The 23,353-nt window shown below is 66.0% G+C and carries 19 protein-coding genes; 16 read left to right on the top strand and 3 right to left on the bottom strand.

Annotated features, from left to right (window positions below; all coding sequences use genetic code 11):
* Positions 1-5: 5 nt before the first annotated feature.
* The gene (mycP, locus tag H290_RS0120820) at positions 6-1,451 is read right to left on the bottom strand and encodes a type VII secretion-associated serine protease mycosin (RefSeq protein ID WP_020108771.1); all 1,446 of its coding nucleotides are present in this window, start codon (positions 1,449-1,451) and stop codon (positions 6-8) included.
* Positions 1,448-2,935 carry a type VII secretion integral membrane protein EccD gene (gene eccD / locus H290_RS0120815; RefSeq protein ID WP_020108770.1) on the bottom strand — a complete coding sequence of 496 codons (1,488 nt, stop codon included), beginning with the start codon at positions 2,933-2,935 and terminating at the stop codon, positions 1,448-1,450. Before eccD ends, mycP begins: the two co-directional genes overlap by 4 nt.
* A gap of 195 nt (positions 2,936-3,130) precedes the next feature.
* On the opposite strand from eccD, the gene H290_RS0120810 reads away from it, so the two are divergent.
* From H290_RS0120810 to H290_RS0120770, 8 genes are all read left to right on the top strand, one after another.
* Positions 3,131-7,129 (top strand): type VII secretion protein EccC, encoded by a 3,999-nt coding sequence (locus H290_RS0120810; protein WP_028463470.1) that lies wholly within the window; start codon positions 3,131-3,133, stop codon positions 7,127-7,129.
* Positions 7,130-7,140: 11 nt separating this feature from the next.
* Positions 7,141-8,388, top strand: a complete 1,248-nt coding sequence (locus tag H290_RS29380; RefSeq protein WP_155976970.1) for a type VII secretion-associated protein — start codon at positions 7,141-7,143, stop codon at positions 8,386-8,388.
* Between the two features lie 187 nt (positions 8,389-8,575).
* Entirely contained in the window at positions 8,576-9,019 is a 444-nt protein-coding gene (gene rplM, locus H290_RS0120800; RefSeq protein WP_020108767.1) for a 50S ribosomal protein L13, read from the top strand.
* The gene (gene rpsI / locus H290_RS0120795; protein ID WP_020108766.1) at positions 9,016-9,555 is read left to right on the top strand and encodes a 30S ribosomal protein S9; all 540 of its coding nucleotides are present in this window, start codon (positions 9,016-9,018) and stop codon (positions 9,553-9,555) included. The genes rplM and rpsI overlap by 4 nt, the downstream gene beginning before the upstream one ends.
* A 96-nt stretch (positions 9,556-9,651) precedes the next feature.
* The gene (gene glmM, locus H290_RS0120790) at positions 9,652-10,986 is read left to right on the top strand and encodes a phosphoglucosamine mutase (protein WP_020108765.1); all 1,335 of its coding nucleotides are present in this window, start codon (positions 9,652-9,654) and stop codon (positions 10,984-10,986) included.
* Positions 10,987-11,771: 785 nt separating this feature from the next.
* Positions 11,772-12,086 carry a hypothetical protein gene (locus H290_RS0120780; protein WP_155976969.1) on the top strand — a complete coding sequence of 105 codons (315 nt, stop codon included), beginning with the start codon at positions 11,772-11,774 and terminating at the stop codon, positions 12,084-12,086.
* Complete coding sequence (locus H290_RS0120775) at positions 12,079-13,647, top strand: hypothetical protein (protein ID WP_020108763.1); 1,569 nt, start codon at positions 12,079-12,081, stop codon at positions 13,645-13,647. Before H290_RS0120780 ends, H290_RS0120775 begins: the two co-directional genes overlap by 8 nt.
* Positions 13,644-14,015 carry a hypothetical protein gene (locus H290_RS0120770; protein ID WP_020108762.1) on the top strand — a complete coding sequence of 124 codons (372 nt, stop codon included), beginning with the start codon at positions 13,644-13,646 and terminating at the stop codon, positions 14,013-14,015. The genes H290_RS0120775 and H290_RS0120770 overlap by 4 nt, the downstream gene beginning before the upstream one ends.
* A 17-nt stretch (positions 14,016-14,032) precedes the next feature.
* Here the strand turns inward: H290_RS0120770 and H290_RS0120765 are convergent, their stop codons facing one another.
* Positions 14,033-14,890 carry a dienelactone hydrolase family protein gene (locus H290_RS0120765; protein WP_020108761.1) on the bottom strand — a complete coding sequence of 286 codons (858 nt, stop codon included), beginning with the start codon at positions 14,888-14,890 and terminating at the stop codon, positions 14,033-14,035.
* Positions 14,891-15,048: 158 nt separating this feature from the next.
* Here H290_RS0120765 and glmS point away from each other — a divergent pair, with 158 nt between their 5' ends.
* The 8 genes from glmS to tsaD all read left to right on the top strand — a co-directional run bounded on the left by glmS (position 15,049) and on the right by tsaD (position 23,264).
* Entirely contained in the window at positions 15,049-16,911 is a 1,863-nt protein-coding gene (gene glmS, locus H290_RS0120760) for a glutamine--fructose-6-phosphate transaminase (isomerizing) (RefSeq protein WP_020108760.1), read from the top strand.
* Between the two features lie 17 nt (positions 16,912-16,928).
* Entirely contained in the window at positions 16,929-18,350 is a 1,422-nt protein-coding gene (locus tag H290_RS0120755; protein WP_020108759.1) for a bifunctional ADP-dependent NAD(P)H-hydrate dehydratase/NAD(P)H-hydrate epimerase, read from the top strand.
* A gap of 14 nt (positions 18,351-18,364) precedes the next feature.
* Complete coding sequence (gene alr, locus H290_RS0120750; RefSeq protein WP_028463469.1) at positions 18,365-19,510, top strand: alanine racemase; 1,146 nt, start codon at positions 18,365-18,367, stop codon at positions 19,508-19,510.
* The gene (locus H290_RS0120745) at positions 19,510-20,559 is read left to right on the top strand and encodes an alpha/beta fold hydrolase (RefSeq protein WP_020108757.1); all 1,050 of its coding nucleotides are present in this window, start codon (positions 19,510-19,512) and stop codon (positions 20,557-20,559) included. The genes alr and H290_RS0120745 overlap by 1 nt, the downstream gene beginning before the upstream one ends.
* Positions 20,556-21,014 carry a tRNA (adenosine(37)-N6)-threonylcarbamoyltransferase complex ATPase subunit type 1 TsaE gene (gene tsaE, locus H290_RS0120740; protein ID WP_020108756.1) on the top strand — a complete coding sequence of 153 codons (459 nt, stop codon included), beginning with the start codon at positions 20,556-20,558 and terminating at the stop codon, positions 21,012-21,014. Before H290_RS0120745 ends, tsaE begins: the two co-directional genes overlap by 4 nt.
* 80 nt (positions 21,015-21,094) lie before the next feature.
* Positions 21,095-21,760 (top strand): tRNA (adenosine(37)-N6)-threonylcarbamoyltransferase complex dimerization subunit type 1 TsaB, encoded by a 666-nt coding sequence (tsaB, locus tag H290_RS0120735; RefSeq protein ID WP_020108755.1) that lies wholly within the window; start codon positions 21,095-21,097, stop codon positions 21,758-21,760.
* Complete coding sequence (gene rimI, locus H290_RS0120730; protein WP_020108754.1) at positions 21,757-22,236, top strand: ribosomal protein S18-alanine N-acetyltransferase; 480 nt, start codon at positions 21,757-21,759, stop codon at positions 22,234-22,236. The genes tsaB and rimI overlap by 4 nt, the downstream gene beginning before the upstream one ends.
* Positions 22,233-23,264, top strand: coding sequence for a tRNA (adenosine(37)-N6)-threonylcarbamoyltransferase complex transferase subunit TsaD (tsaD, locus tag H290_RS0120725; protein ID WP_020108753.1), 1,032 nt, complete (start codon positions 22,233-22,235; stop codon positions 23,262-23,264). Before rimI ends, tsaD begins: the two co-directional genes overlap by 4 nt.
* Positions 23,265-23,353: the final 89 nt, after the last annotated feature.

The raw sequence follows: 23,353 nt of genomic DNA, 5'->3' as shown, positions 1-23,353 counted from the left end.
CGGGTTCAGTACTCGTCCGGTTCCAGCGTGCGCAAGCGCCGCGCCGGCATCGAGACCGCCCATCCGGCGATCAGGATCACCACGCACACCCCGAATCCGATGAGTGCTGCCGTGCGAGGCCCGGTGTCGGCCGGAGGTTCATGGAGTGGAGCCGAGATCGATTGTGGGACAGTCCAATCGGTCTGCACATTCGAAAGGTCGTAGGTCAGCGCGGCGACCGGGTCGATCACCCCGTGACCGATGGTGTTGTCGCGGCCGGTCCCCGGGGCGTGTGCGGTCCGGGTGATCCGTTCGATCACTTCGGCGGCGTTCAATTCGGGGTATTTCGCCCGGACGAGGGCCACCACGCCGGCAACGTACGGGGCGGCAAAACTGGTGCCGTCGATGCTGGTGAGTCCCTGGTCTCCAACATGGGCGTTGACGAGTTTGTTCGATCCACCGGCGCTGTCCAGGCTCAGGATGCCGGTGCCGGGTGCCGCTACGCCCACCCACGGTCCCGACAAACTGAACCCGGCGGGCGAACCGGATTCTGAATCGACCGCCGCCACACTCAGGACGTACGGCGCGTACCAGGCAGGGCTGGCGACGGTGGTGACGGTGTCCCATCCGTCGAGTTGGGGATTTGCGGGGTTCGGCGGTGGATTCTGCGTCGAGCAGGCCGAACCCTGTGTGAGATTGCCTGCCGCTGCGACCACGACCACGTTGCGGTCGAACGCGTACTTCACAGCTGCGCCCAGTTGTTTGTCGTGAAGGTCGGTGCCGGCCGAACCGCAGGCCACCTCAGAGATGTTGATGACCGTGGCGCCCAGATCAACCGCCCGCACAATCGCATTGGCCAACGTCTGCACGGTTCCGAAGCCGGATCCGATCGTCGGGTCAGGTGTTGTGTTCTGTCGCCGATCCTTGGCCTCGAAGGCTCCACTCGACTGCCGGATCGCAATGATCGAGGCCTCGGGCGCCACCCCGGCGAACGCATCGGTCGAAGAGGGCTGTGCGGCAATGATTCCGGCGACCAGGGTGCCGTGCCCGTCGCAGTCGTCGGTGCCGTCGGTGCGCGCGACGTAGTCGCCTCCGGCCTGGACGCGGGGCAGACGTGGATGGCGGGTGACGCCGGTGTCGATGACCGCCACCTTCTGGCCCGCGCCCCGGCTGAAACGCCAGGCATCGGGCAAGCGCATCATGGTCTGCGCGGCCGACGGCACGGTGATGTCGGTGCCGGGTGCCAGAACGGGCTTGGCGCACAACATCTTCTGTTCGGTGGCTTCCGGTGGTGCCACCGGGGCATTACGCACCAGCGCGCCTGGTTCGATGACCGGTGGGGTGATCGCGCCGGCGGTCGGTGCCGGAAGTGCTCCCAGCAGTGCAACCACACCGGCCAGTGCGGCAAGCCGAACGATACGTTTGCGACGCGTCGGTTGGTGCGGGTTCCGGATGTTGACCGGAGCCGTCACAGGTCGCGCACCGCGGCAAAGAGGTCCATGATCCAGAACATCAGCGGCACGATCATGGCGATCAGCACGTATTCGGTGATCTCGACGATGCGGCGCATCACCGGAGAGAACGACGACCGGGGCGCCACGACACCACAGAGCAGCGCCAGTACCGCGACCGCAGCGAGTGCCGACATCGCAACCGCCGCATGATCGCCGGGACCGAGAACCACCAGGCCCGCGGTCACACCGAATCCGATGGCTCCGGCACCGATGAGGGTCGATGCCTGCGCGAGGTCGGCATAGGAACGTCCGCGTAGACACAGCAGCGCGGCGATGATCAATGCGTATACCGTGCAACGCCAACTGAATTCGTCGACGGAATAGGCCACCATCGTCATCCCGGCCACCGCGGCCGCGGAGGTGCCGGCAAGGAGGCCGGTGAGATACCGCGCGGCTGTCCTCGCCCGGAGTTCGAGCGCGGCGGCCGAGGGCAGGGCCATGGCACCGATCGCCCCGATGCCTTCAATCGCGGGGCGAGGTGCCGAGTCGGCCGGATCGATCGCGGCACCCGCGGTCGGAACCGGGGGCAACGGCAGTCGGGCCAGCAGGATCGTGATGCGCGGCGCCATCGAGATCGCCACGATGGCGGCCGCGCACAGACCGGCACCGAGGCTGACCGCACCCGGTGAAAAGAGGAGTTGCGCAAGCGATGTGAAGGTTCCGAATACCGCAGCGGTGCCGACGGCGGAATGGATCAGCGGGCCGGCGGTGGAGATGCGGTAGGAGAGTGCTGCCAGCATGGTGACGACCGCAAATCCGAGTGTCAGGTGGGCGGCGCCATATGCGCCGGGTGGCACCATCATTCCGGTGGCCATCGCGGGGGCCATCGCGCACAACGAAGTGATCGCCGCGGTACCCGGATCGTCGTAGTAGCGACCGACGATCGCGCCGGCGACCACAAAGGCGCCGGCGGCCAGAGCGGCGATGAGTATGGGCCACAGCAGATCACGGGCGCCGCGTTCGTGGAGCAACGACAGCGACAACAGTGTCGAGGCACCGACTGCCACCACGTATCCCATCACGCGGGCGGCGGCGGCATTCCAGCTGGAGAATTGGGCCTCGCCGAGGCGGGCGACCGCGTCGATGACGTCGTCGAACAGCACGGCACTTTCGCGCGCCGGTACGGCTCGCAGGATCAGCAGGTCGCCGTCGCGGACTCCCGCCTCGCTCAGGCTTCGGTTGGGTGGGATCGGGTCGTGGCCGACCCGCGACAGCGTCCAGTGGTCGCGGATCGGACCGGGCCTGGCCTCGTTCTCGTCGTCGGTGACAGGGGCCCGGGTGCTGATCAGGGCCACCAGGTCAGGGATCAGCGCAGCCACGGCGACGGCGGCGGGCAGACCGACGTCGAACTGCGTTGTCCCACCGATCACGGACACCCGCGCGAGCGACGGTTCGCGGCCGGCAGCAGCGTCCAGCTCCGCCAAAAGGTCAGCAGCGGTCATGATTCCCCCCCAAGAGATCCCCACCAAGTACCGATGACCATAGCGAACCGTTCCGACATCTGACGCCTGCGACCGCCCTCGATGTGGATGAATTGGGCCCTTCGCGGTGCCGCCGGCAATTCGATGAGGAATGATGTGCGCTCAGGGGAGCAGGTTGAGGTTCGGGGGTGGGGTTTTGAAATCCATGATGTCGCGATGACCGCGGGTACAACCGAGGGTTTTGTCCGTCGGGCTCGGGTGCCGGCGCCGCGGACGCCTGGTGGCGAGGTGAATCTGCAGGTGCCACCGGATGTGCCGCGGGTGGTTCCGGGCAATCTCCTGATGAAGATGATGCCCGTGGTGATGGTGTTCGCCGTCGTCGGCATGATCGCGATGATGTTCGTGACCGGCGGTCGCAACATGTTGTCGAATCCGCTGACCATGATGTTCCCGATGATGATGCTGATGTCGATGTTCGGCATGTATGCCGGTGGCGGCAACCGCGGAGGCAAGCGCGCAGCCGAACTCAATGAGGAACGCAAGGACTATTTCCGGTACCTGTGCCAGGTCCGCGACGAGGTTCACGAGACCGGCGCGGCCCAACGCGACGCCCTCGAATGGAGTCATCCCGAGCCCGCCGCCCTGCTCGGGGTTGTCGGCGGCAGGCGGATGTGGGAACGCCGCCGCGGCGACAACGATTTCGGTCATGTCCGCGTCGGGGTCGGATCGCAGCGCCTCGCGACCCGGCTGATGCCGCCGGAGACCGGGCCCCTCGAAGACATCGAACCGGTGTCGGCGGTGGCGCTCCGCCGCTTTGTGCGCACGCATTCCGTGGTGCACGGACTGCCCACCGCCGTGTCCCTGAGAGGATTCCCGGCGATCAACATCGAGGGCGCCAGGCAGGAGACCCGCCAGCTCGCCCGGTCGATGATGTTGGAGTTGTGTGCCTTTCACGGGCCCGATCAAATAATGGTCGCGGTGGTGACAGCCGATCCAGCCGCCGAATCGTGGGACTGGTGCAAGTGGCTGCCGCACGTTCAGCATCCCTACGAGCGAGACGGCGTCGGATCGGTCCGGATGATCTACCGGTCGCTGGCAGATCTCGAGGACGACCTCGCCGTCGATCTCCTCGAACGTGGCCGCTTCTCGCGCTCGGCGCCGCCGGCAGCCGGCCGCGCCCACCTCGTGGTGGTCATCGATGACGGTCACGTGACCGGTGACGAACGGATCGTCGGGGACGCCGGCATGGAGGCCGTCTCGGTCCTCGACCTGTCCGCGCCGCCGGACGGTCTCGCTGTCCGACGCGGACTGCAGTTGGTGATCCGGGACGGAAAGGTCGGCGCGCGAAGCGCGTTCGGTGTCGAAGAGTTCGCCGACATGGATGCGCTGAGCGTCCCGGAGGCCGAGGCCTTCGCCCGCGCGATGGCCCGCTATCGCCTCGCCACCGCCGCCCAGCTCGTCAGCCTGGAACAGGAGGTGTCGCCGACCGATCCGGGTCTGATGACCCTCCTCGGCATCCCCGATGCGACCCACCTGGACCTTCGAAGTGTGTGGGCACCGCGGACCGCGCGCAGCAGGCTGCGGGTGCCGATCGGCTACTCGGTCAACGGAACGCCGGTCGAGATCGACATCAAAGAGGCGGCCGAGGGTGGCATGGGCCCGCACGGTCTGTGTATCGGGGCCACCGGGTCGGGGAAATCGGAATTCCTGCGCACGCTGGTGTTGTCGATGGTCGCCTCCCATTCACCCGAGGCACTCAACCTCGTCCTGGTCGACTTCAAAGGTGGCGCAACATTTTTGGGTCTTGATGCGGCCCCGCATGTTGCTGCGGTGATCACCAACCTCGAAGAGGAATTGTCGATGGTCGACCGGATGCGCGATGCGCTCTCCGGTGAGATGAATCGGCGTCAGGAGGTCCTGCGGGCCGCCGGAAATTTCGCGAACGTCGGTGATTACGAACGGGCGCGGGCCGCCGGTGCGGCGCTGGAACCGATGCCGGCACTGTTCATCGTGGTGGACGAGTTCTCCGAACTCCTCGCACAGAAGCCGGACTTCGCCGATCTGTTCGTTGCGATCGGCCGACTCGGACGTTCGCTGCACATACATCTCCTGCTGGCGTCGCAGCGCCTCGAAGAGGGCAAGATGCGTGGGCTCGACAGTCATCTGTCGTATCGGATCGGTCTGAAGACGTTCTCGGCCAACGAATCCCGGTCGGTGCTGGGCGTACCTGACGCGTACCACCTGCCGAATGTGCCGGGGTCGGGATACCTGAAATGTGATTCGGCCGAACCGATCCGCTTCAACACCTGCTATGTGTCCGGTCCCTACACGGCGCCGCAGGAAGCGATCGATGCGGTGTATTCGACGGCTGCCGGTGGCACCGGCCGACTCAAGATGTTCACCGCCGGCCGGGTTCCTCTCGATCCGGTCGTGGCGCCCGAACCTGCCCTGCCAGAAGAGGTTCCCGAAGCCGTGGCGGCAGTGGTCACCCGTACGTTGCTCGAGACGGTTGTCGGCCAGATCGAGGGGCAGGGCCTCGCCGCGCACGAGGTGTGGTTGCCGCCGCTGGACCAGTCGCCGACGATCGACATGCTGGCCCCGCACTGGCAGACCCCGCAAACTGGCCGACTCGAGTTCCCGCTGGGCATCGTCGACCGTCCCTACGACCAGCGCCGCGACGTGCTGACCATCGACGTATCGGGCTCGCGTGGCAATGTGGCGATTGTCGGTGGCCCGCAGTCGGGCAAATCGAATGCGGTGCGCGCCCTGATCCTTGCGGCTGCGGCCACGCACAGTCCGCAGCAGGTGCAGTTCTACTGCCTCGACTTCGGCGGCGGTTCGCTCGCCGGTATCGCGGGGTTGCCGCACGTGGGCTCGGTCGCCGGACGCGCGGACATGGATGCGGTGCGCCGGACGGTCGCCGAGGTGGCGACCCTGGTTCGGCGACGCGAGCTGCGGTTCGCAGCTCTCGGGATCGAATCCATGCGCGATTTCCGGAACCGCCGGCGCGCCGGTGATCAGACGCTGTCCGAGGACGTGTTCGGCGATGTGTTCCTGGTGGTCGACGGATACGCGGTGATCCGCGGCGAGTTCGATTTCCTGGAAGAACAGATCAACAGCATTGTGGCGCAGGGATTGTCCTACGGAGTCCACGTGATCGTGACGGCCGCGAGGTGGGCCGAGGTCCGTCCGGCGATCAAGGACCTGATCGGCAGCCGGCTCGAATTACGCCTGGGCGACCCGCTCGATTCGGAGATGGGCCGCAAGGTCGCCGGGCTCGTCCCTGAAGGCAGACCGGGCCGCGGCCTGACGCCGCAGCAACTGCATATGCTGATCGCGTTGCCGCGCACCGACTCCGAGACCGGAATCGAGTCGCTTGGCGAGGCACTGGCCGACACGGTTTCGAAGCTGTGTGCCGTCTACCCCGGCGGTGGGGCGATGGCGGTCCGTAAGCTTGCATCCCACCTCGACCGCGAGGACGTGTTGAACAGCGTGCGGGAACGGGGGATCACGCTGGGCCCGAAGCAGGTTGCCATCGGTGTCGGTGAAGCCGAATTGGAGCCGGTGATCCTCGATTTCGGGACGCACCCGCACTTCATGGCCTTCGCCGACGTCGAGCACGGGAAGACGACGCTGCTGCGCAACATCGTCGCCGGCCTCGTCGAAAACGGCACCGCCGACGAGACGAAGATCGTCCTTGTCGACTATCGGCGAACCATGCTGGGTGTCATCGAATCGGATCACCTTGCCGGATACGCGAGTTCGGCACAGACCCTGGCGCCGATGGTGACCGAGTTGGTGGCGTTCTTCACCGCCCGCATACCCGGCGAGAACGTGACCCAACAACAGTTGCGCGAAGCCAACTGGTGGTCGGGCCCGGACGTCTACATCGTTGTCGACGACTACGACATGGTGGCAACCGGTGGCGGCAATCCGTTGATGCCACTGGTGGACCTGCTGTCACAGGCCCGGGACATCGGTCTGCACCTGATCGTCACCAGACGCTCGGGTGGTGCGGGGCGCGCACTGTTCGACACGATCATCGGGCGCCTCAAAGACCTGTCGACCGATGGCCTGCTGATGAGCGGTGACCGGGACGAGGGCTACCTGCTGGGTCGGGTCCGTCTGCAGAAGCTGGTGCCCGGCCGCGGTGAACTCGTCTCGCGGTCGCGACCGCAGGAAATGATCCAAGTCGCCTACCTGCCGCCGCTGTGAACGGAAACAGTGTGAATACGACGGTGCTGAACGGCAGCGCCGGGAGTCCGGATCCCGGTATCCGTGCCGTGGTGGCCGACATCGCCTACGACGAACTCGCGGTCGGTACGGGCAGCGCGATTCCGATCGCCCCGTTGGTCTCGGGTATCAACTCCGCCGGGCTGACGATCGACGGTCGGCGGATGCACACCACCGAGGCGTGGTCGCGGTTGTTCGCCTCGGCGATCGACGGGCGCGGTGCGGTGACGCTGACCTACCCGACCACCTGGGGCCGCCGGCGAACCGAGATCTTGCGTGGCGCGGCGTCGGCGCACTGTGGCGAGCTCGAGCTCGTTCCACGAGCGGTGGCGGTGGCGCGTTCTCATCTCGAGTCGGCGGCACAGTGCGCGGTGATCATCGAGGTCCACGGGCGGATCGACGTCCATGAACTCCGCTCGTCGGCGGACGGCTGGCGGATCGCCTCGACACGGGTACTCACCGAGCCGGACGCCCTGCCCGACCTCCTGCGCAGTGTCGTGGACAACAGTGTCGAGGCGATCCTGGTGGACGGTCGCGATCGGGCGGCGGTCGAAGCGGTGTGCCGGAGCGCACAGGAGTCGACCATCGTCGGCCGGGTTCTGGTGGTCGACCGGACCCTGTTGCGCCGATTCGGCGGCGCCGAACTACCGCCCCCACGGGTCGATGACGCACTGCCTCCGGCCACCACGCGGAGCCGGGGCCGGGTCGTCGCGACAGCAGCGACGGCGCTGGTGCTGATCGCGGCCGCGGTTGCCGTGGGTGTCGTGGCGATGCGGGACGCGACCTCACCGGCGCCGGCAGCGGCGGTGGATCGTTCCGTCGACCTCGGACGCGCGAGCCTCACGGTTCCCGGTAGCTGGCGCCAGAGCAGTGAGCCACCGGCCGAAGGTGTCGTGTCGAGGACAACGTTTGCGGCCCCGGACGACGACAGCCGTCTGATCGTCCTGCAGAACACCGTGCGGGACACCTCCACGCTGGCGTCGGTCGCGGTGAGTCTGCGCAACCGTATCGACCAGCGCGGCGACGGGGTGGTCCAGGAGTTCTCCCCGAGTACTCAATTCGCGGGTCGCGAAGTGATCAGCTATCGCGAGGTCCCGGTCTCCGGCGGGCCGATCCGCTGGTACCTGACCGTGGAGCGGGGCCTGCAGGTCAGCATCGGTTGCCAGAGCGGATCTGCCGGCGAATCCGTCGACGCTCAGTGCCGCGCTGCCGTCGGATCGGTGCGGGTCACCGAGCGCTGACTCTGGCTCGCCGCGATCGCTGGTCGAAGGCGTTTTGACCATGGCGACGGCCGACCGGTACTGTTATTCGTTGGTGCGCGGCCATCCGGGATTCCGGACGAGTCGAGGCCTGGGTCCCCACTGGTCGCCAGGAGAACCTCTGCCGCGTATCGGGACCAGCCCCGTAACACCAGACAGAGGACTATCTGTGCCTACGTACACCCCGAAGGCGAGTGACATCACGCATGCGTGGCTTGTCATCGACGCCACCGATGTGGTGCTCGGCCGCCTCGCCGTGCAGAGCGCCAACCTGCTCCGCGGCAAGCACAAGCCGACCTACGCCCCTCACATGGATGGTGGCGACTTCGTCGTCATCATCAACGCCGAGAAGGTTGCCGTCAGCGGAAACAAGCGCGACGACAAGCTGCTCTACCGCCACTCCGGTCACCCGGGCGGCCTGAAGTCCCGCACTGTCGGTGAGACCCTGGCCACCCATCCAGAGCGCCTCGTCGAGAAGGCGATCATCGGGATGCTCCCGAAGACCAAGCTCGGTAACGCCATGGCGTCCAAGCTCAAGGTCTACGCCGGACCCAACCATCCCCACGCGGCCCAGCAGCCCGTGCCCTTCGAGATCACCCAGGTTGCCCAGTGACGGCGCCGGAGGAGCAAAACGTGTCCGATCAGACCGAAACCGAAGTTGTGGCTGCTGAAGTCGTAGACGCCGAGGTCGGCGCCGACGACTACACCGTGGATGACGCTGTGGCCGAAGAGGCTGCCGTCACCCGCGCGCCGATCGAGTTCGATCAGCCGATTCAGACCGTCGGCCGTCGTAAGGAAGCCGTTGTGCGCGTGCGCTTGTCGCCCGGCACCGGCGAGTTCAAGCTCAACGGACGCACCCTGGAGGAGTACTTCCCCAACAAGGTGCACCAGCAGCTGATCAAGGCTCCGTTTGTCACCGTGGAGCGCAGCGATTCGTTCGACGTCTTCGCCAACCTGCATGGTGGCGGCCCGTCGGGACAGGCCGGCGCACTGCGTCTGGCCATTGCCCGCGCGTTGATCGAGGTCACCCCGGATGATCGCCCGGCCCTCAAGAAGGCCGGCTTCCTCACCCGTGACCCGCGTGCCGTGGAGCGCAAGAAGTACGGCCTGAAGAAGGCCCGTAAGGCTTCGCAGTACAGCAAGCGCTGATCACTTCATCGCGAGAACTACAAAGCTCGTCTTGACCGCAGGCAGGCGTTCCGATCTCTGGACGCCTGCCTGTGTGCATGGAACTGAGGAAGGTTTATGGGGCACCTGTTCGGCACAGATGGTGTTCGGGGACTGGCGAACGCCGACCTGACACCGGAACTGGCACTATCACTGGCACAGGCCGGAGCGCGAGTACTCGCGTCGGCACGCAGCGGGTCCGGGCGACCGGTCGCCGTCGTCGGCCGTGACACCAGGGCATCGGGGGAGATGCTCGAGGCAGCCGTGTGCGCCGGACTGACCGCAGCAGGTGTCGATGCCCTGCGCGTCGGCGTGGTGCCCACACCGGCCGTCGCCTACCTCACCGACCACTACGACGCCGCGTTCGGTGTCATGATCTCGGCCTCGCACAATCCGATGCCCGACAACGGGATCAAGTTCTTCGGCCCCGGGGGCCACAAGCTGGCCGACGCAGCCGAAGACGCCATCGAATCAGCGCTCGACGCTGCAGTGCAGCGTCCGACCGGTGAAGACGTCGGCCGCGTTCGTGATGCCGACGACGCACTGGACGTCTATCTCCGGCACTTGGCCGGGATCGTCCATACGAGCCTCAATCCCGTGACCGTGGTGGTCGACTGCGCCCACGGCGCCGCCTATCTGGCCGCACCGCGCGCCTACCGCACGGCCGGTGCCACGGTGATCGCGATCAGTGCCGATCCCGATGGCAACAACATCAACGATGGTTGTGGGTCAACACATTTGGATCAGGTTCAGGCCGCGGTCCGGGAATACGGTGCCGATCTCGGACTGGCCCACGACGGCGATGCCGACCGCTGCCTGGCAGTGGATGCAACCGGTGAGATCGTCGACGGCGATGCCATCATGGCGGTGCTCGCCACCTCCATGAAGGACGCCGGCACCCTCTCCGACAACACCCTCGTGGCCACTGTCATGAGCAACCTCGGACTGCACCTGGCGATGACCGAGGCCGGAATCGCGGTCCGCACCACCGGTGTCGGTGATCGCTATGTACTCGAAGAACTCCGGGCCGGTGGCTACGCCCTCGGCGGTGAACAGTCCGGCCACGTCGTCATCCCGTCCTACGGCACCACCGGCGACGGCATCCTGACCGGTCTCGCGCTGATGGACCGCATGGCTTCCACCGGCAAATCATTGGCCGAGCTGGCGTCGATCATGCACGCGCTCCCGCAGGTGCTGATCAACGTCCGGGTGGCCGACAAGAATGTCGTTGCACAAGCAGAGTCGGTCAAACAGGCGGTTGCCCTCGCCGAAGGCGAACTCGGTGCCACCGGGCGCGTGCTCCTCCGTCCGTCCGGAACCGAGCAGTTGGTCCGGGTGATGGTCGAGGCCGCCACCGCAGAGCAGGCACAGTCGGTCGCAGAGCGGATTGCGGCGGTCGTCGAGGCTGCCTGACAGCCGACCTTTCACCGGCGACGTGGCCGCTATCTGCGGTATGTGATGTAGATCACAATTAGTCTGGGTGACTCGGTTGATTCGAACGAGGTGTAAACACTTCGGTAATTATTCTTGCGCACGCATATATTGGTCTATTCAACGAATTTCTGCAGGCCTATTCATGCTCCGGGCCGGGGGTTTTCGGAATTGGTGTCCCCGATGTCGGGGTCATCGCAGCGTTGCGTTTTGTCCGGTTTGTGACTGTTGATAAGAATGTTGATATACCGGGACGGGCAATTGTGTCTATGGTTGTTTATCCCTCGGTAGACCTCTGGCCTGCATTGATACAGTCTCCCTTCATTGTGCAAGGAATTTTTCGATGAATTGCTGATTACCGTCGTTCGGATGGCTAGGTCGGCTATTGATCGCGTTCTCGTCGTGACAGATATGTCTGGCTGTGAAACATTATGGTCGGATATCGGTTTAGACCCAGGCCGCTTCCGAATTATGTATGTCGCTGTGGGGGAATGCATTCCGCCCACAACTACGAAGGGTAATTCACTATGACCTCGACATTTGAGTTCGCGTGGCTGGACATCTTCCAGTTCCTCATCGACAACGCAGGAGTGTTGTTTGGCGCCTAGGTCCGCGTAGGTCCTGCACTTCGCTTGTTTGATGTCCGCGTCCCGAGTTCTCGGGACGCGGACATCGCCGTTTCCCGGGCTGAGTGTGGTTGCAGACCGAAGTCGCGATCCGCGGAACCGGACTCGGGCCCGGTGCGTCCAACCTGGCGGGAGGTGACCATGGGGAGTCAGACCTGGATCGATCCGCCGGAGATACGTCGTGTCGGCGGTGTCTTCGGGGACACCGCGCATCTGGCCGATGTTGCGTGTACGGGTTTGGGCGAGTGCGATATGGCTGCGCACCTCGGGAGTCGATACGGGCACCACGAGCTCGCCTACTCCGAGGGATTGCTGGCGATCGCGCAGAGTGTGAGAAAGCTGGCGCAATCGGCGCGGCAGTTCGGTGACGGTCTGGTCGATGCCGCCGACACCTTGGACGGACAGGACCGGGCGAATGGCCGGTCGATAGTCGAAGCGAAAGCCGGTCGTGGGTAAGGGGCCAGGCACCGGTGCTGATCTGCAGTTCGAACTGGCCACTGCACGTGAGGTTGCCAAATCCGGACTCGAGTTCTTTGCGCACGTCGCGCCGTTGGCTTCGCGCCTCGGGATCACAGATTTTCCCGAGTTCTCGGTCTTTGAAGGCCGTTTCTGCCAGACGGATGACCTCAGCACGGCGCAACTGCGCGCCGACGGCGCGGTGATGCAACAACTGCATGCCACGCTGGCCTCGCAGGTCGACGTACAGAAGCAGCAGCACGGTGCACTGGCCTGTTCGTGGCCGGATGGCTCCGGAATCGTTGCACAGCAACAACTCCAATCGATTCTGCCGCGGGCGGAGGCTGATCTGGCCGCGATCTCGGGGATCGGCACCGGGATGCTGGTCGCGGCAGACTGCATCGACGTCGCACGCTTCATCCAGTACACCTGCATCGCCGGGATCGACCCGCACAATCTGCTCGGCGTACCGATCACGTTGTGGCTGAAGATGACGATGGCCTGCATTGCACACCACACCGAACTCCGGGGAGCGATCGCGGCGACCGTGGAGCTGTTCGGGACTGCGGTGAGCGCCTGCGACGAGGCCATCGAAGCGATCCTCTCGGGTCTGTGCACGGCCATGGCCGAGGTCGACACCTCCGACTATCCAGCGACTGGATCCGGGCCGGTCGGTCAACTCACCGGTGTGGCCGATGCACCATCGGATCAGCAATGTAGCGGGGACCAACCGGTACGTGGCGGGACACCGGCGGGCGGTGGGACCCTAGCGGGCAGCGGGGCTCAGTCCGGCGCCACCCCGGTCGCCAGTGGTGGTCCGATGACCCAGGGTGCCGGGACTTTCTCGGGTGGGCTGGCGGGGGAGTCAGCGTCCGAACTCCTGGGTCCGCTGCTCGGCGTTGTCGGCACCATCGCGTCCGCAGCAGTCACCGGATTGGCCGAAGCGATCACCACGGTGGTCGCGCAGGGCGGCCTGTCGGTCGGCGGGATGATCGACACGGCACCGGTGGGAGATTCGGCAGGGCCCGCCGCGGTCGACGGATCATTGGATGCGACTGCCTCGATCACGCTGGGGGACAAGGTCATCGAAATCGCAGCGGGTCCGGATGGCGCGTCGGTGAATCTCACGGTGACCGGGGCAGGTGGCGATGCCGAAACGCACGTGCTCGAAGTACGGCCCGATGGGTCGATCGGTGCGCCGGAGGTGGGTACCGGAGAGGTCGTGGCAACCGGGCAGGACGGTTCCGAACCCACAGTCGAAACGCAAGGCGTGCAGGTTGATGTCGAACCTGATGCGGAGGCTGCGCTCGATGGTCGCGTCGTTCCGCCGACAGCGAGCGAAACACCGTGTCCGCCCGTCGAACCGGGAGAGGTGGCACCGGGTCCGGAGGTGTCGCCTCAGAGCCCGGCCCTGCCCGTGCCGGGGTTCACACACCGGACCCCTGGAGTGAGTGACAACTCCCCGAACCCGAACACGGCCGTGTCGCCACAATCGTCTGCGCCCGACGACGCGGGCCCGCCACCGGAGGATGGGCAGCTGGCATTGGCAGGTGAGCAATGAGCGTCGTCGATCTGTTCGATGAGATCGTGTCCGCGGCGCGACGTAAAACCGACTCTGCCACAAAGACTTACGACCAACAGATGGCCGTATTCGGTGAACGGGTGCGTGTTCGGGCAGAAGACGACCGACATCGTCGCGGTGTCACCAGGGAATCGGTCGCCCGGGGCGGTGCGATTCTGTTGCCGGCCGACGACATCGACCTCAGTCCGCACAGTCCGATGTCCGGTCCGGCTCCGATATCCGATACGGCGGGCGGCGCTGCCGACGAGACCCGCACCGCCGCAGACGCAACGACGGCCGATGATGACCCCGTGGACACCGTGGGTGGTGACTCGTCCTACGAGAGCGGTTGGCTGTCCGACCGCTGAGGTTGCCCGGGCGGCGACTACTTGCGAAGCAACCTGGTGAGCGGGTCGATGACGTCCTCGGTGCCCGGCGGCAACGATTCGGGATCGACGGTGTGCAGCTTGCCAAGTACACCTTCGGGCTCGCTGAACGCGGAGTAGGTCTTGTCGCCGGTCAGCTGATGCAACAGGAATCCGGTGAGGACGCCGCGGGTGGCGCGCTGGGTGGCCTTGCTGTTTCCACCGGCGCCGAGGGTTCCACGAATGCTGAATCCTTCGGCCAAGCCACGATTGTCGGCCTTGGGCACCATGCGCAAGACCGGATTGGCCTCGGCCGGCAGTGCGCGGCGCAACGCCAGCGAGTTCGAGGTCATCGACTCGAGTTCGCCCGGTGCGGTCAGGATCATCGTCGGGATCCGGATCGCTTCGGCAGCCGGCAGGACCGCTTTGCTGGTCGGCGCGGGATACAGCGCGGCCAGAGCCTTCGCACGATCACTCCGGGAGGCGGCGAGCGTGGCCGCCCCCGCACCGAAACCGTGTCCGACCAGTCCGAGGCGATGCTTGTTCACCGTGATGCGGCCGGTGCCGAGCCGGACCTGACTGATCACGGCCAGCGCTGTCTCGAGGTCGGCGGCGAGTCCCTCGTCCGAACCCAGCATGCCCTTCTCGGTGGACGGCGCGGCCGCGACGATGCCCCACGACGCCAGATGCGCGAGGGTCTTGTAGTACTGCTTTGCTCCGGTCATCCACCCGTGTCCGAATGCGATGCCGGCGAGGTCTTTGCCTTCGGCGGGTGTGTAGATGGTTCCGGGCAGCCCGACAATCGCCATGTCACCGCGCAGAACCTTGTGCGGTCCCGTTCTGGACAGCTGCGAAAGAAGCTTCTTGGGATTGGCCACGGTCTGACTCTAGGTGATCACCCCGACCAACGGCAGTAGGCCGTTGTCCGGCCACTTCGAGTCTTCCCGAAGGTGTCCGCATCAGAAATCCGGTGGCGGGCAGCATCGGGAGATCGGCGATTCACTCCTGCCGTACGTGGCAAGTACCCTGTAGCACTATGTGTGGAATCGTCGGATACGTGGGCAAACGCGATGCCCTCGAGGTTGTTGTCGAGGCGCTGCGGCGGATGGAATACCGCGGGTACGACTCGGCCGGGGTCGCGATTTTGGACGGCGCGGGCAACGCTGCAGTCGAGAAGAAGGCCGGTCGCCTGGAGAATCTCGACAAGGAACTCGCCGCGATCGGCCGCGAGTCGTTTGCCGGCACCACCGGCATCGGGCACACCCGATGGGCAACCCACGGTCGGCCCACCGACCGCAATGCGCATCCGCACACCAGCATCGACGGCAAGATCGCTGTGGTCCACAACGGGATCATCGAGAACTTCGCCGCGCTGCGTGGCGAGGTGGAGCAGGCCGGTATCGAGTTCTCGTCGGATACCGACACCGAGACCGCTGTGCACCTGATCCACCTGCAATATGCCTCCGGCCCCACCGCGGGCGACTTCGTGGCCAGTGCGTATGCAGTCCTCGCGAGGCTCGACGGGGCGTTCACGCTCGTGTTCACGCACGCCGATCACCCCGATACGATCGTGGCCGCGCGCCGGTCGACTCCGTTGGTTGTCGGTGTGGGTGACGGCGAGATGTTCGTCGGCTCGGATGTGGCCGCATTCATCGAGCACACTCGCGACGCGGTCGAGCTAGGACAGGACCAGGTCGTGGTCATCACGGCCGACAACTACCTGATCACCGATTTCGAAGGAAACGCCGCACCGGGCAAGCCGTTCCATATCGACTGGGACCTCGCTGCCGCGGAAAAGGGCGGCTACGACTACTTCATGTTGAAGGAGATCGCCGAGCAGCCGCAGGCGCTCGCCGACACCCTTCTCGGCCACTTCGAGAACGGGCGGATCGTCCTCGACGAGCAGCGCCTGACCGACGACGACCTGCGCGACATCGACAAGGTCTTTGTGGTCGCCTGCGGTACCGCCTACCACGCCGGATTGCTGTCGAAGTACGCGATCGAGCACTGGACCCGCCTTCCGGTCGAGGTCGAACTGGCCAGTGAGTTCCGGTACCGGGATCCGGTGCTGGATCGTTCGACTCTGGTGGTCGCCATCTCGCAGTCGGGGGAGACGGCCGACACCCTGGAAGCGGTCCGGCATGCCAAGGACCAGAAGGCCAAGGTGCTGGCGATCTGTAACACCAACGGTGCGCAGATCCCGCGGGAATCCGACGCGGTGCTCTACACCCACGCCGGACCCGAGATCGGCGTTGCTTCCACCAAATGCTTCCTGGCGCAGATCACCGCGACCTACCTGGTCGGCCTGGCTCTGGCGCAGGCCCGCGGTACCAAATATCCCGACGAGGTGGCCAGAGAGTTCGCTGCCCTGGAAGCCATGCCGGCACTGGTCAGCAAGGTGCTGGAGACCATGGAACCGGTTCGCGCACTTGGCCGCGACCTCGCGGGCTGCGACACCGTGCTGTTCCTGGGCCGCCACGTCGGCTACCCGGTGGCGCTCGAGGGCGCACTCAAGCTCAAGGAGCTGGCGTACATCCATGCCGAAGGGTTTGCCGCCGGTGAACTCAAGCACGGCCCGATCGCGCTGATCGAAGACGACCTGCCCGTCATCATCGTGATGCCGTCGCTGACCGGACGTGCTGTGCTGCACTCGAAGATGATCAGCAACATCCGCGAGATCCAGGCACGTGGCGCAACCACCATCGTCATCGCCGAAGATGGTGACGAGTCGGTGGTCGATGTCGCCGACCACCTGATCCGGATCCCGCAGACACCGACACTGTTGCAGCCGCTGGTTTCGACTGTGCCGCTTCAGGTATTCGCCGCCGCGGTCGCACAGGCGCGGGGCTACGACGTGGACAAGCCACGCAACCTGGCCAAATCTGTCACCGTCGAGTAGGTCGAGGTTCGCAGGCGATGATCAACTATTTCAGCGCCGAACGGATCCGGGTGGCCGAGGAGGCCACCGGTGATCTGTTGGCCAATGGTGTGTTGATGCGCCGGGCCGCACATGCGGTCGCCGGAGTGGTTGTCGCCGAACTGAAATCCCGCTGTGGCGGATGCTACGGCCGATCCGTCGGCGTTGTCGCCGGCTCGGGCGACAACGGCGGTGACGCGCTGTACGCGGCGGCCGAACTCCGTCGTCGCGGGGTGCGGGTGCAAGCGGTCCTCCTCGGGGGTGAGCGCACGCATACCGCCGGCCTGGCCGCGTATCGCAAGTCCGGTGGTGTGATCGTCGAAAAGCTTTCCGACACAGTTGATCTGATCATCGACGGTATCGTTGGTCTCAGCGGAACCGGTCCCTTGCGACCTGCGGCGGCAGACGTTCTCGCCGCCTGCGAGGCGCCGATCATCTCGGTGGACCTGCCCTCCGGCGTCGACGCCGACACCGGGTACGTCAATACCCCCGCGGTCAAGGCCGCGGTCACGGTGACGTTCGGCGCCGCACGGATCGCGCACGTGATGGCAGCGCCGCAGTGTGGCCGGATTGTGGTGGCGGACATCGGTATAGATGCCGGCGAGCCGTCGATCAGTCAGCTCACCGACGACGACGTGGCGGCGCTCTGGCCGATTCCCGGGCCGGCCGACGACAAATACAGCCAGGGTGTGGTCGGGATCATCGCCGGCTCGGCGCGGTACCCGGGCGCCGGAGTGTTGTGTACCGGGGCCGCGGTGTCGGCGACGTCGGGCATGGTCAGGTACGCGGGCGGTGCCGGCCCACATGTGTTGGCGCAGTTCCCCGAAACCGTGGTCGCCGACGAACCCGAGGACGCCGGGACCGTGCAGGCCTGGGTGGTGGGTCCCGGTGCCGGCACCGACGAGGCCGGGCTGCGGCGGCTGGCGTACGTGTTGTCGACCGATCTGCCCGTCCTGATCGATGCCGACGGACTCACACTCCTCGCGGCCCACCGCGATCTGGTCACGGTCCGCGATGCACCGACACTGCTGACCCCACATGCCGGCGAGTTCGCCCGCCTGACCGGATCGGTGCCGGGTCCCGATCGGATCGCCGCCGTTCGCGAGCTGGCTGCCGAACTACAGGCGACGGTCCTTCTCAAAGGGCGGGCGACGGTGATTGCGGACGCAGACGGATTCACCCTGGTCAACGATGCCCGGTCGTCCTGGGCGGCGACAGCGGGCGCCGGGGACATCCTTTCCGGTGTCGCGGGAAGCCTGCTCGCGGCCGGGATCGACACAACGCTCGCCGCGGCGGCCGCAGCGCGGGTGCACGCCCTGGCGGCACGCACCGCGTCGGGTGACGCGGCACCGATCGGGGCATCAGCCCTGCTCAAGGCCCTCTTACCGACCTTGCGTGCACTGTTGGGCGGCCGCAGGTGAAAGAATGGGACGTGATGAACACTCCGGCACTCGAAGCACGGATCGACCTTTCAGCGGTGTCGCACAACATCGGCGTCCTGCGCGCGCACACCAGCGCCGGGATCGTCGCCGTGGTGAAGGCCGATGGTTACGGCCACGGCGCCGTCGAGGTCGGGCGCGCTGCCCTGGCCGCGGGTGCCGCCCAGCTGGGTGTGACAACGATCGGTGAGGCGCTCGAACTGCGCCGCGCCGGCATCACCGCGCCGGTGCTCGCCTGGTTGCACGGCGGCAATGCCGACTTCGGCTCGGCCATCGAGGCCGACGTCCAACTGGGCGTCTCTTCCTCCCGGGAGCTCGATGCGGTGGTGGCCGCGGCGCGTGCCGCCGGACGCACCGCGTCGGTGACGGTGAAGGTCGACACGGGTCTGGCCCGCAATGGCGTGCACATCACCGAATGGGACGACACCAGGGATGCGCTGGCAAAAGCCGTTGCCGAGCAGGTGATCACGATGCACGGTGTGATGAGTCATCTCGTGCGTGCTGACGAACCCGATCATCCCCTCAACGATCTGCAGACCGAGCGCCTCGACGAGGCGGCTGACGACCTGGCCCGGGTGGGGGCTCCGGTTGCCGTGCGGCACATAGCGAATTCGGCGGCCACCCTGACGCGTCCAGATCTGGCCCGCGACCTCGTGCGTCCCGGAATCGCCGTCTACGGGCGCTCACCGATACCCGAGTTGGGCGACTTCGGGTTGGTCCCGGTGATGACACTGTCGGCCGAGGTGCTGTCGGTCAAGAAGATTCCAGCAGGACAAGGTGTTTCATATAGCCACAGCTGGGTTGCCCCGAACGACACCAACGTTGCGCTGCTCCCGGCCGGGTACGCAGACGGTGTGCCGAGGTTGTTGTCGAACATGCTGAGCGTTCAGATCAACGGACATCGGTATCGCAACGTGGGTCGTATCTGTATGGACCAGATGGTGGTCGACCTCGGCCAGAACCCCGCGGGGGTGAGCGCGGGGGACCGAGCTGTGCTGTTCGGTACCGGCGCCGGCGACGGCCCGACCGCGCTGGAATGGGCAGAAGCCATCGGCACCATCGACTACGAGATCGTCTCGGGGATCCGTGGCCGCGCAGTGCGCACCTACGTCTCCGGTCCGATCACCGGTGAGGTGGTCTGATGGAGCGATCGGGACGGCTTGAGATCCTGGCCGGGACAGCGGGTGTCGCGACGCTGGGCGCAGTGGCCATCGGAGCCGCGGCCCGCTCTCTGACGCGAAGGAAACCCACCACTCCCGACCCGAACTCGATCGAGGATTTCGGCCTGATCTACAGCGATCACGCCAGCATTGTGGTTGCCGACGATGGTGTGCCGCTTGCTGTTCGGGAAGTCGGTCCGGCCGACGCGCCGTTGACGGTGGTGTTCGTCCACGGATTCTGTCTCCGGATGTCGACCTGGCATTTCCAGCGGCGCGACCTCGAAAAGCGCTGGGGCGGTGACGTTCGGATGATCTTCTTCGATCATCGCGGGCACGGGGAGTCCGGACAGGCCTCGCCCGGGTCGTGCACCATCACTCAGATGGCCGCGGACCTCGAAGCGGTCCTGCGCACTGTGGTTCCCACCGGTCCTGTTGTCCTGATGGGCCATTCGATGGGCGGGATGGCGGTCATGGCACTGGCGAGCCGTCGACCGGAACTGTTCGGAACGAGGGTGCTCGGTGTCGGGTTGGTGGCGTCGGCGGCGCACGGCATCGCGGAGGTGGGGCTGGGACGGGGTCTGCAGAATCCGCTGGTCGACGCATTCCGGACGTCCGTCAGGCGGGCGCCGCGTGCGGTGGAAGCCGGCCGCGGGTTGACCAGGATGCTGATGGCGCCGGTGTTGACGGCCGGAAGTTTCGGTTCGACGTTTCATTCGCCGGCGGTGAGTGAGTTCGTGGAGTCGGTCATTCAGCGGACCCGGATCGATACCGTCGTCAACTTCCTGCGCGCACTCGAGGAACACGATGAAACCTCCGGACTCGCAGTCCTTTCCGGGATTCCCACTCTCGTTGCCTGCGGTTATGAGGACAAGGTCACGCCGTTGCCGAACTCGGTCGAGCTCCACAACCGGTTGGGTTCGGGATGCGAGCTGGTCGGGGTCGCGGATTGCGGGCACATGGTGATGCTGGAGAACCCGGATGTCATCACCGACGCCATCGAGGCGCTGGTCGAGCGGGTCTGGCAGCCATGAACCCGGTCCTGCCACATCAGTGCACCTTGCCGGACGTCGCCGACACGGAGGCGTTCGGCCGCGAACTCGCGGCAGACCTCGCCGCCGGTGACGTGGTGATCCTCGACGGACCGCTCGGGGCCGGCAAAACCGCACTGGCCCGCGGTATCGGTGCCGGACTCGGCGTGATCGGGAGGGTGTCGTCGCCCACGTTCATCATCGCCCGTCAGCACCGGGCAGGTGCCGATGGTCGGCCGGGCATGATCCACGTCGACGCCTATCGCCTCGGCGGCCTCGACGAGCTCGATGCACTCGACCTCGACACCGACCTCGACGATTCCGTTGTGGTGGTCGAATGGGGTGAGGGTGTGGCCGAACGGTTGAGCCGCCGGCATCTGCTGGTTCGGCTGTCCCGCGACGTCGACACCGACGAACGCACCGCAACCTACGGCTGGATCGACTCCCACCCCCGATGATGTGGTGTTTTGGCGAACAAAAGCCCAGGTGAGCTCCGCCAAAACGGCACATCATCGGGAGGCGGGTAGGCTGGCTCATCGTGCTTGTGCTCGCCATCGATACCGCCACTCCCGAGGTTGTGACCGGGATCGTTGAAGTGACCGCAGAAATAGGTGAGGCGCCCACGGTCCGCGCGCAGCGCAGCGAGGTGACAACGCGTGGTCACGCCGAGATCCTCACCACCAGAATCCTGGAATGCCTCGACGAGGCCGGGCTGGCGCGATCCGATCTCGATGCCGTGGTTGTCGGTCAGGGCCCCGGACCCTTCACCGGATTGCGCGTGGGCCTGGCCACCGGCGCCGCGTTCGGTGACGCGCTGGGTTTGCCGGTCCACGGGGTGTGTTCACTCGACGCCATCGCTGCGCAGGCCACCGATGTCGCCTCGCTGCTGGTGGTGACCGATGCCCGTCGTCGCGAGGTCTACTGGGCGCGCTATGCCCAGGGCGTCCGGACCCACGGGCCCGACGTGGTGGCGCCGGCCGAACTCGGTGCCGGCCTGGTCGGTGAGTCGATCGACGCAAGCGTGGGCTCACCGAGTCACACAAGCCTTTTCGAATACCCGGTGCTCACCCCGACCGCACCGACCGCGGTGGGACTCGTGTCGGTGGCACTGCCCGACCTGTTGTCGGGTGTTGCTCCGAAACCGTTGATCCCGTTGTATCTCCGCCGTCCCGACGCCGTGGAACTCAAGGACCGGAAGAAATGATCGGTCCGCTCGTCGCCCGGGATTCGGCTCGATGCGCCAGGATCGAAGCGCTGCTGTTCGAGGGGGATTCGCCGTGGCCCGCCGAGGCATTCCGTTCGGAAATCCTTGCGCCACATAATCATTACTTCGCAGTGCGAGACGGCGAGACATTGATCGGCTATGCCGGGATCTCCGTGCTCGGGCTCGACGGTGACCTGGAGTGCGAGATCCACACCATCGCCGTCGACCCGGAATTCCAGGGCCGCGGGCACGGTCGGGCATTGCTCGCGACATTGCTCGAGATCGCGGACAGCCGAAAGGCACCGGTGTTCCTCGAAGTCCGGACCGACAACGAGACCGCCATCGATCTGTATCGCCGCAACGGATTCGACGAGATCGGCGTTCGCCGCGGTTACTATCAGCCCAGTGGCGCCGACGCGTACACCATGCGACGCCCGGCGATCGGTGACACGACACAGTCGGGAGATTCGCAATGATCGTCATGGGTATCGAGAGTTCGTGCGATGAGACCGGGGTCGGCATCGTCCGGTGGAACCCCGATCAGACCACCACGCTGCTCGCCGACGAGGTTGCATCCAGTGTCGAAGAGCATGCCCGCTACGGCGGTGTGGTCCCGGAAGTGGCATCCCGTGCACATCTGGAAGCGATTGTGCCGACCATGCGGCGGGCGCTGGACGCAGCCGACATCAAGGTGCCGGACGCCATTGCGGTGACCATCGGGCCCGGCCTCGCCGGCGCGTTGCTGGTCGGGGTGGCGGCGGCGAAGGGTTACGCCGCGGCGTGGGATGTTCCGCTCTATGCGGTCAACCACCTCGGTGGTCACGTGGCGGTCGACACCCTCGAGCACGGGCCGATGCCACCCTGTGTCGCATTGCTGGTCTCGGGCGGACACACACATCTGCTCCACGTCACCGATCTGGGGGCTCCCATCACCGAACTCGGCACCACGGTCGACGATGCGGCGGGGGAGGCCTTCGACAAGGTCGCCCGGCTTCTCGGCCTGGGATTTCCGGGTGGTCCGGCGCTGGATGCGGCTGCCGCACATGGTGATCCGCAGGCGATCAAGTTCCCACGTGGTATGACCGGGCCGCGCGATGCCCGCCACGACTTCTCGTTCAGCGGGCTCAAGACCGCAGTCGCACGGTACGTGGAGAAGTGTCGTCGTGACGGTGCCGAGCCGTCGGTCCCCGACATCGCCGCGTCGTTCCAGGAAGCCGTTGCCGATGTGTTGACGATGAAGGCGATCCGGGCCTGCGGCGACGTCGGTGTCGACACCCTGGTGCTCGGCGGTGGGGCGACGGCCAACTCTCGGATCCGGTCGATGGCCCAGGAGCGGTGTGAGGCCGCGGGCATCACGCTGCGGATCCCTAAGCCACGCCTGTGTACCGACAACGGCGTCATGATCGCCACCCTCGGCGCACATGTCATCGCCGGTGGAGCAGCGCCGTCCGCGTTGACCGTTGCGACCGATCCGGGCCTGTCGGTGCAGGTCAGCACCTACTGAACCACCGTCGGTCAGTCCATCGCGGAGACATTTGTGCCGCCGGATCCGTGACAACAACGCCGATTGGGCGCATTCTCGTGTAGTCGGCG

This window comes from Nocardia sp. 348MFTsu5.1, assembly GCF_000383535.1.
Taxonomy (GTDB): domain Bacteria; phylum Actinomycetota; class Actinomycetes; order Mycobacteriales; family Mycobacteriaceae; genus Williamsia; species Williamsia faeni.
This window is presented reverse-complemented; position numbering and strand designations above follow the sequence as displayed.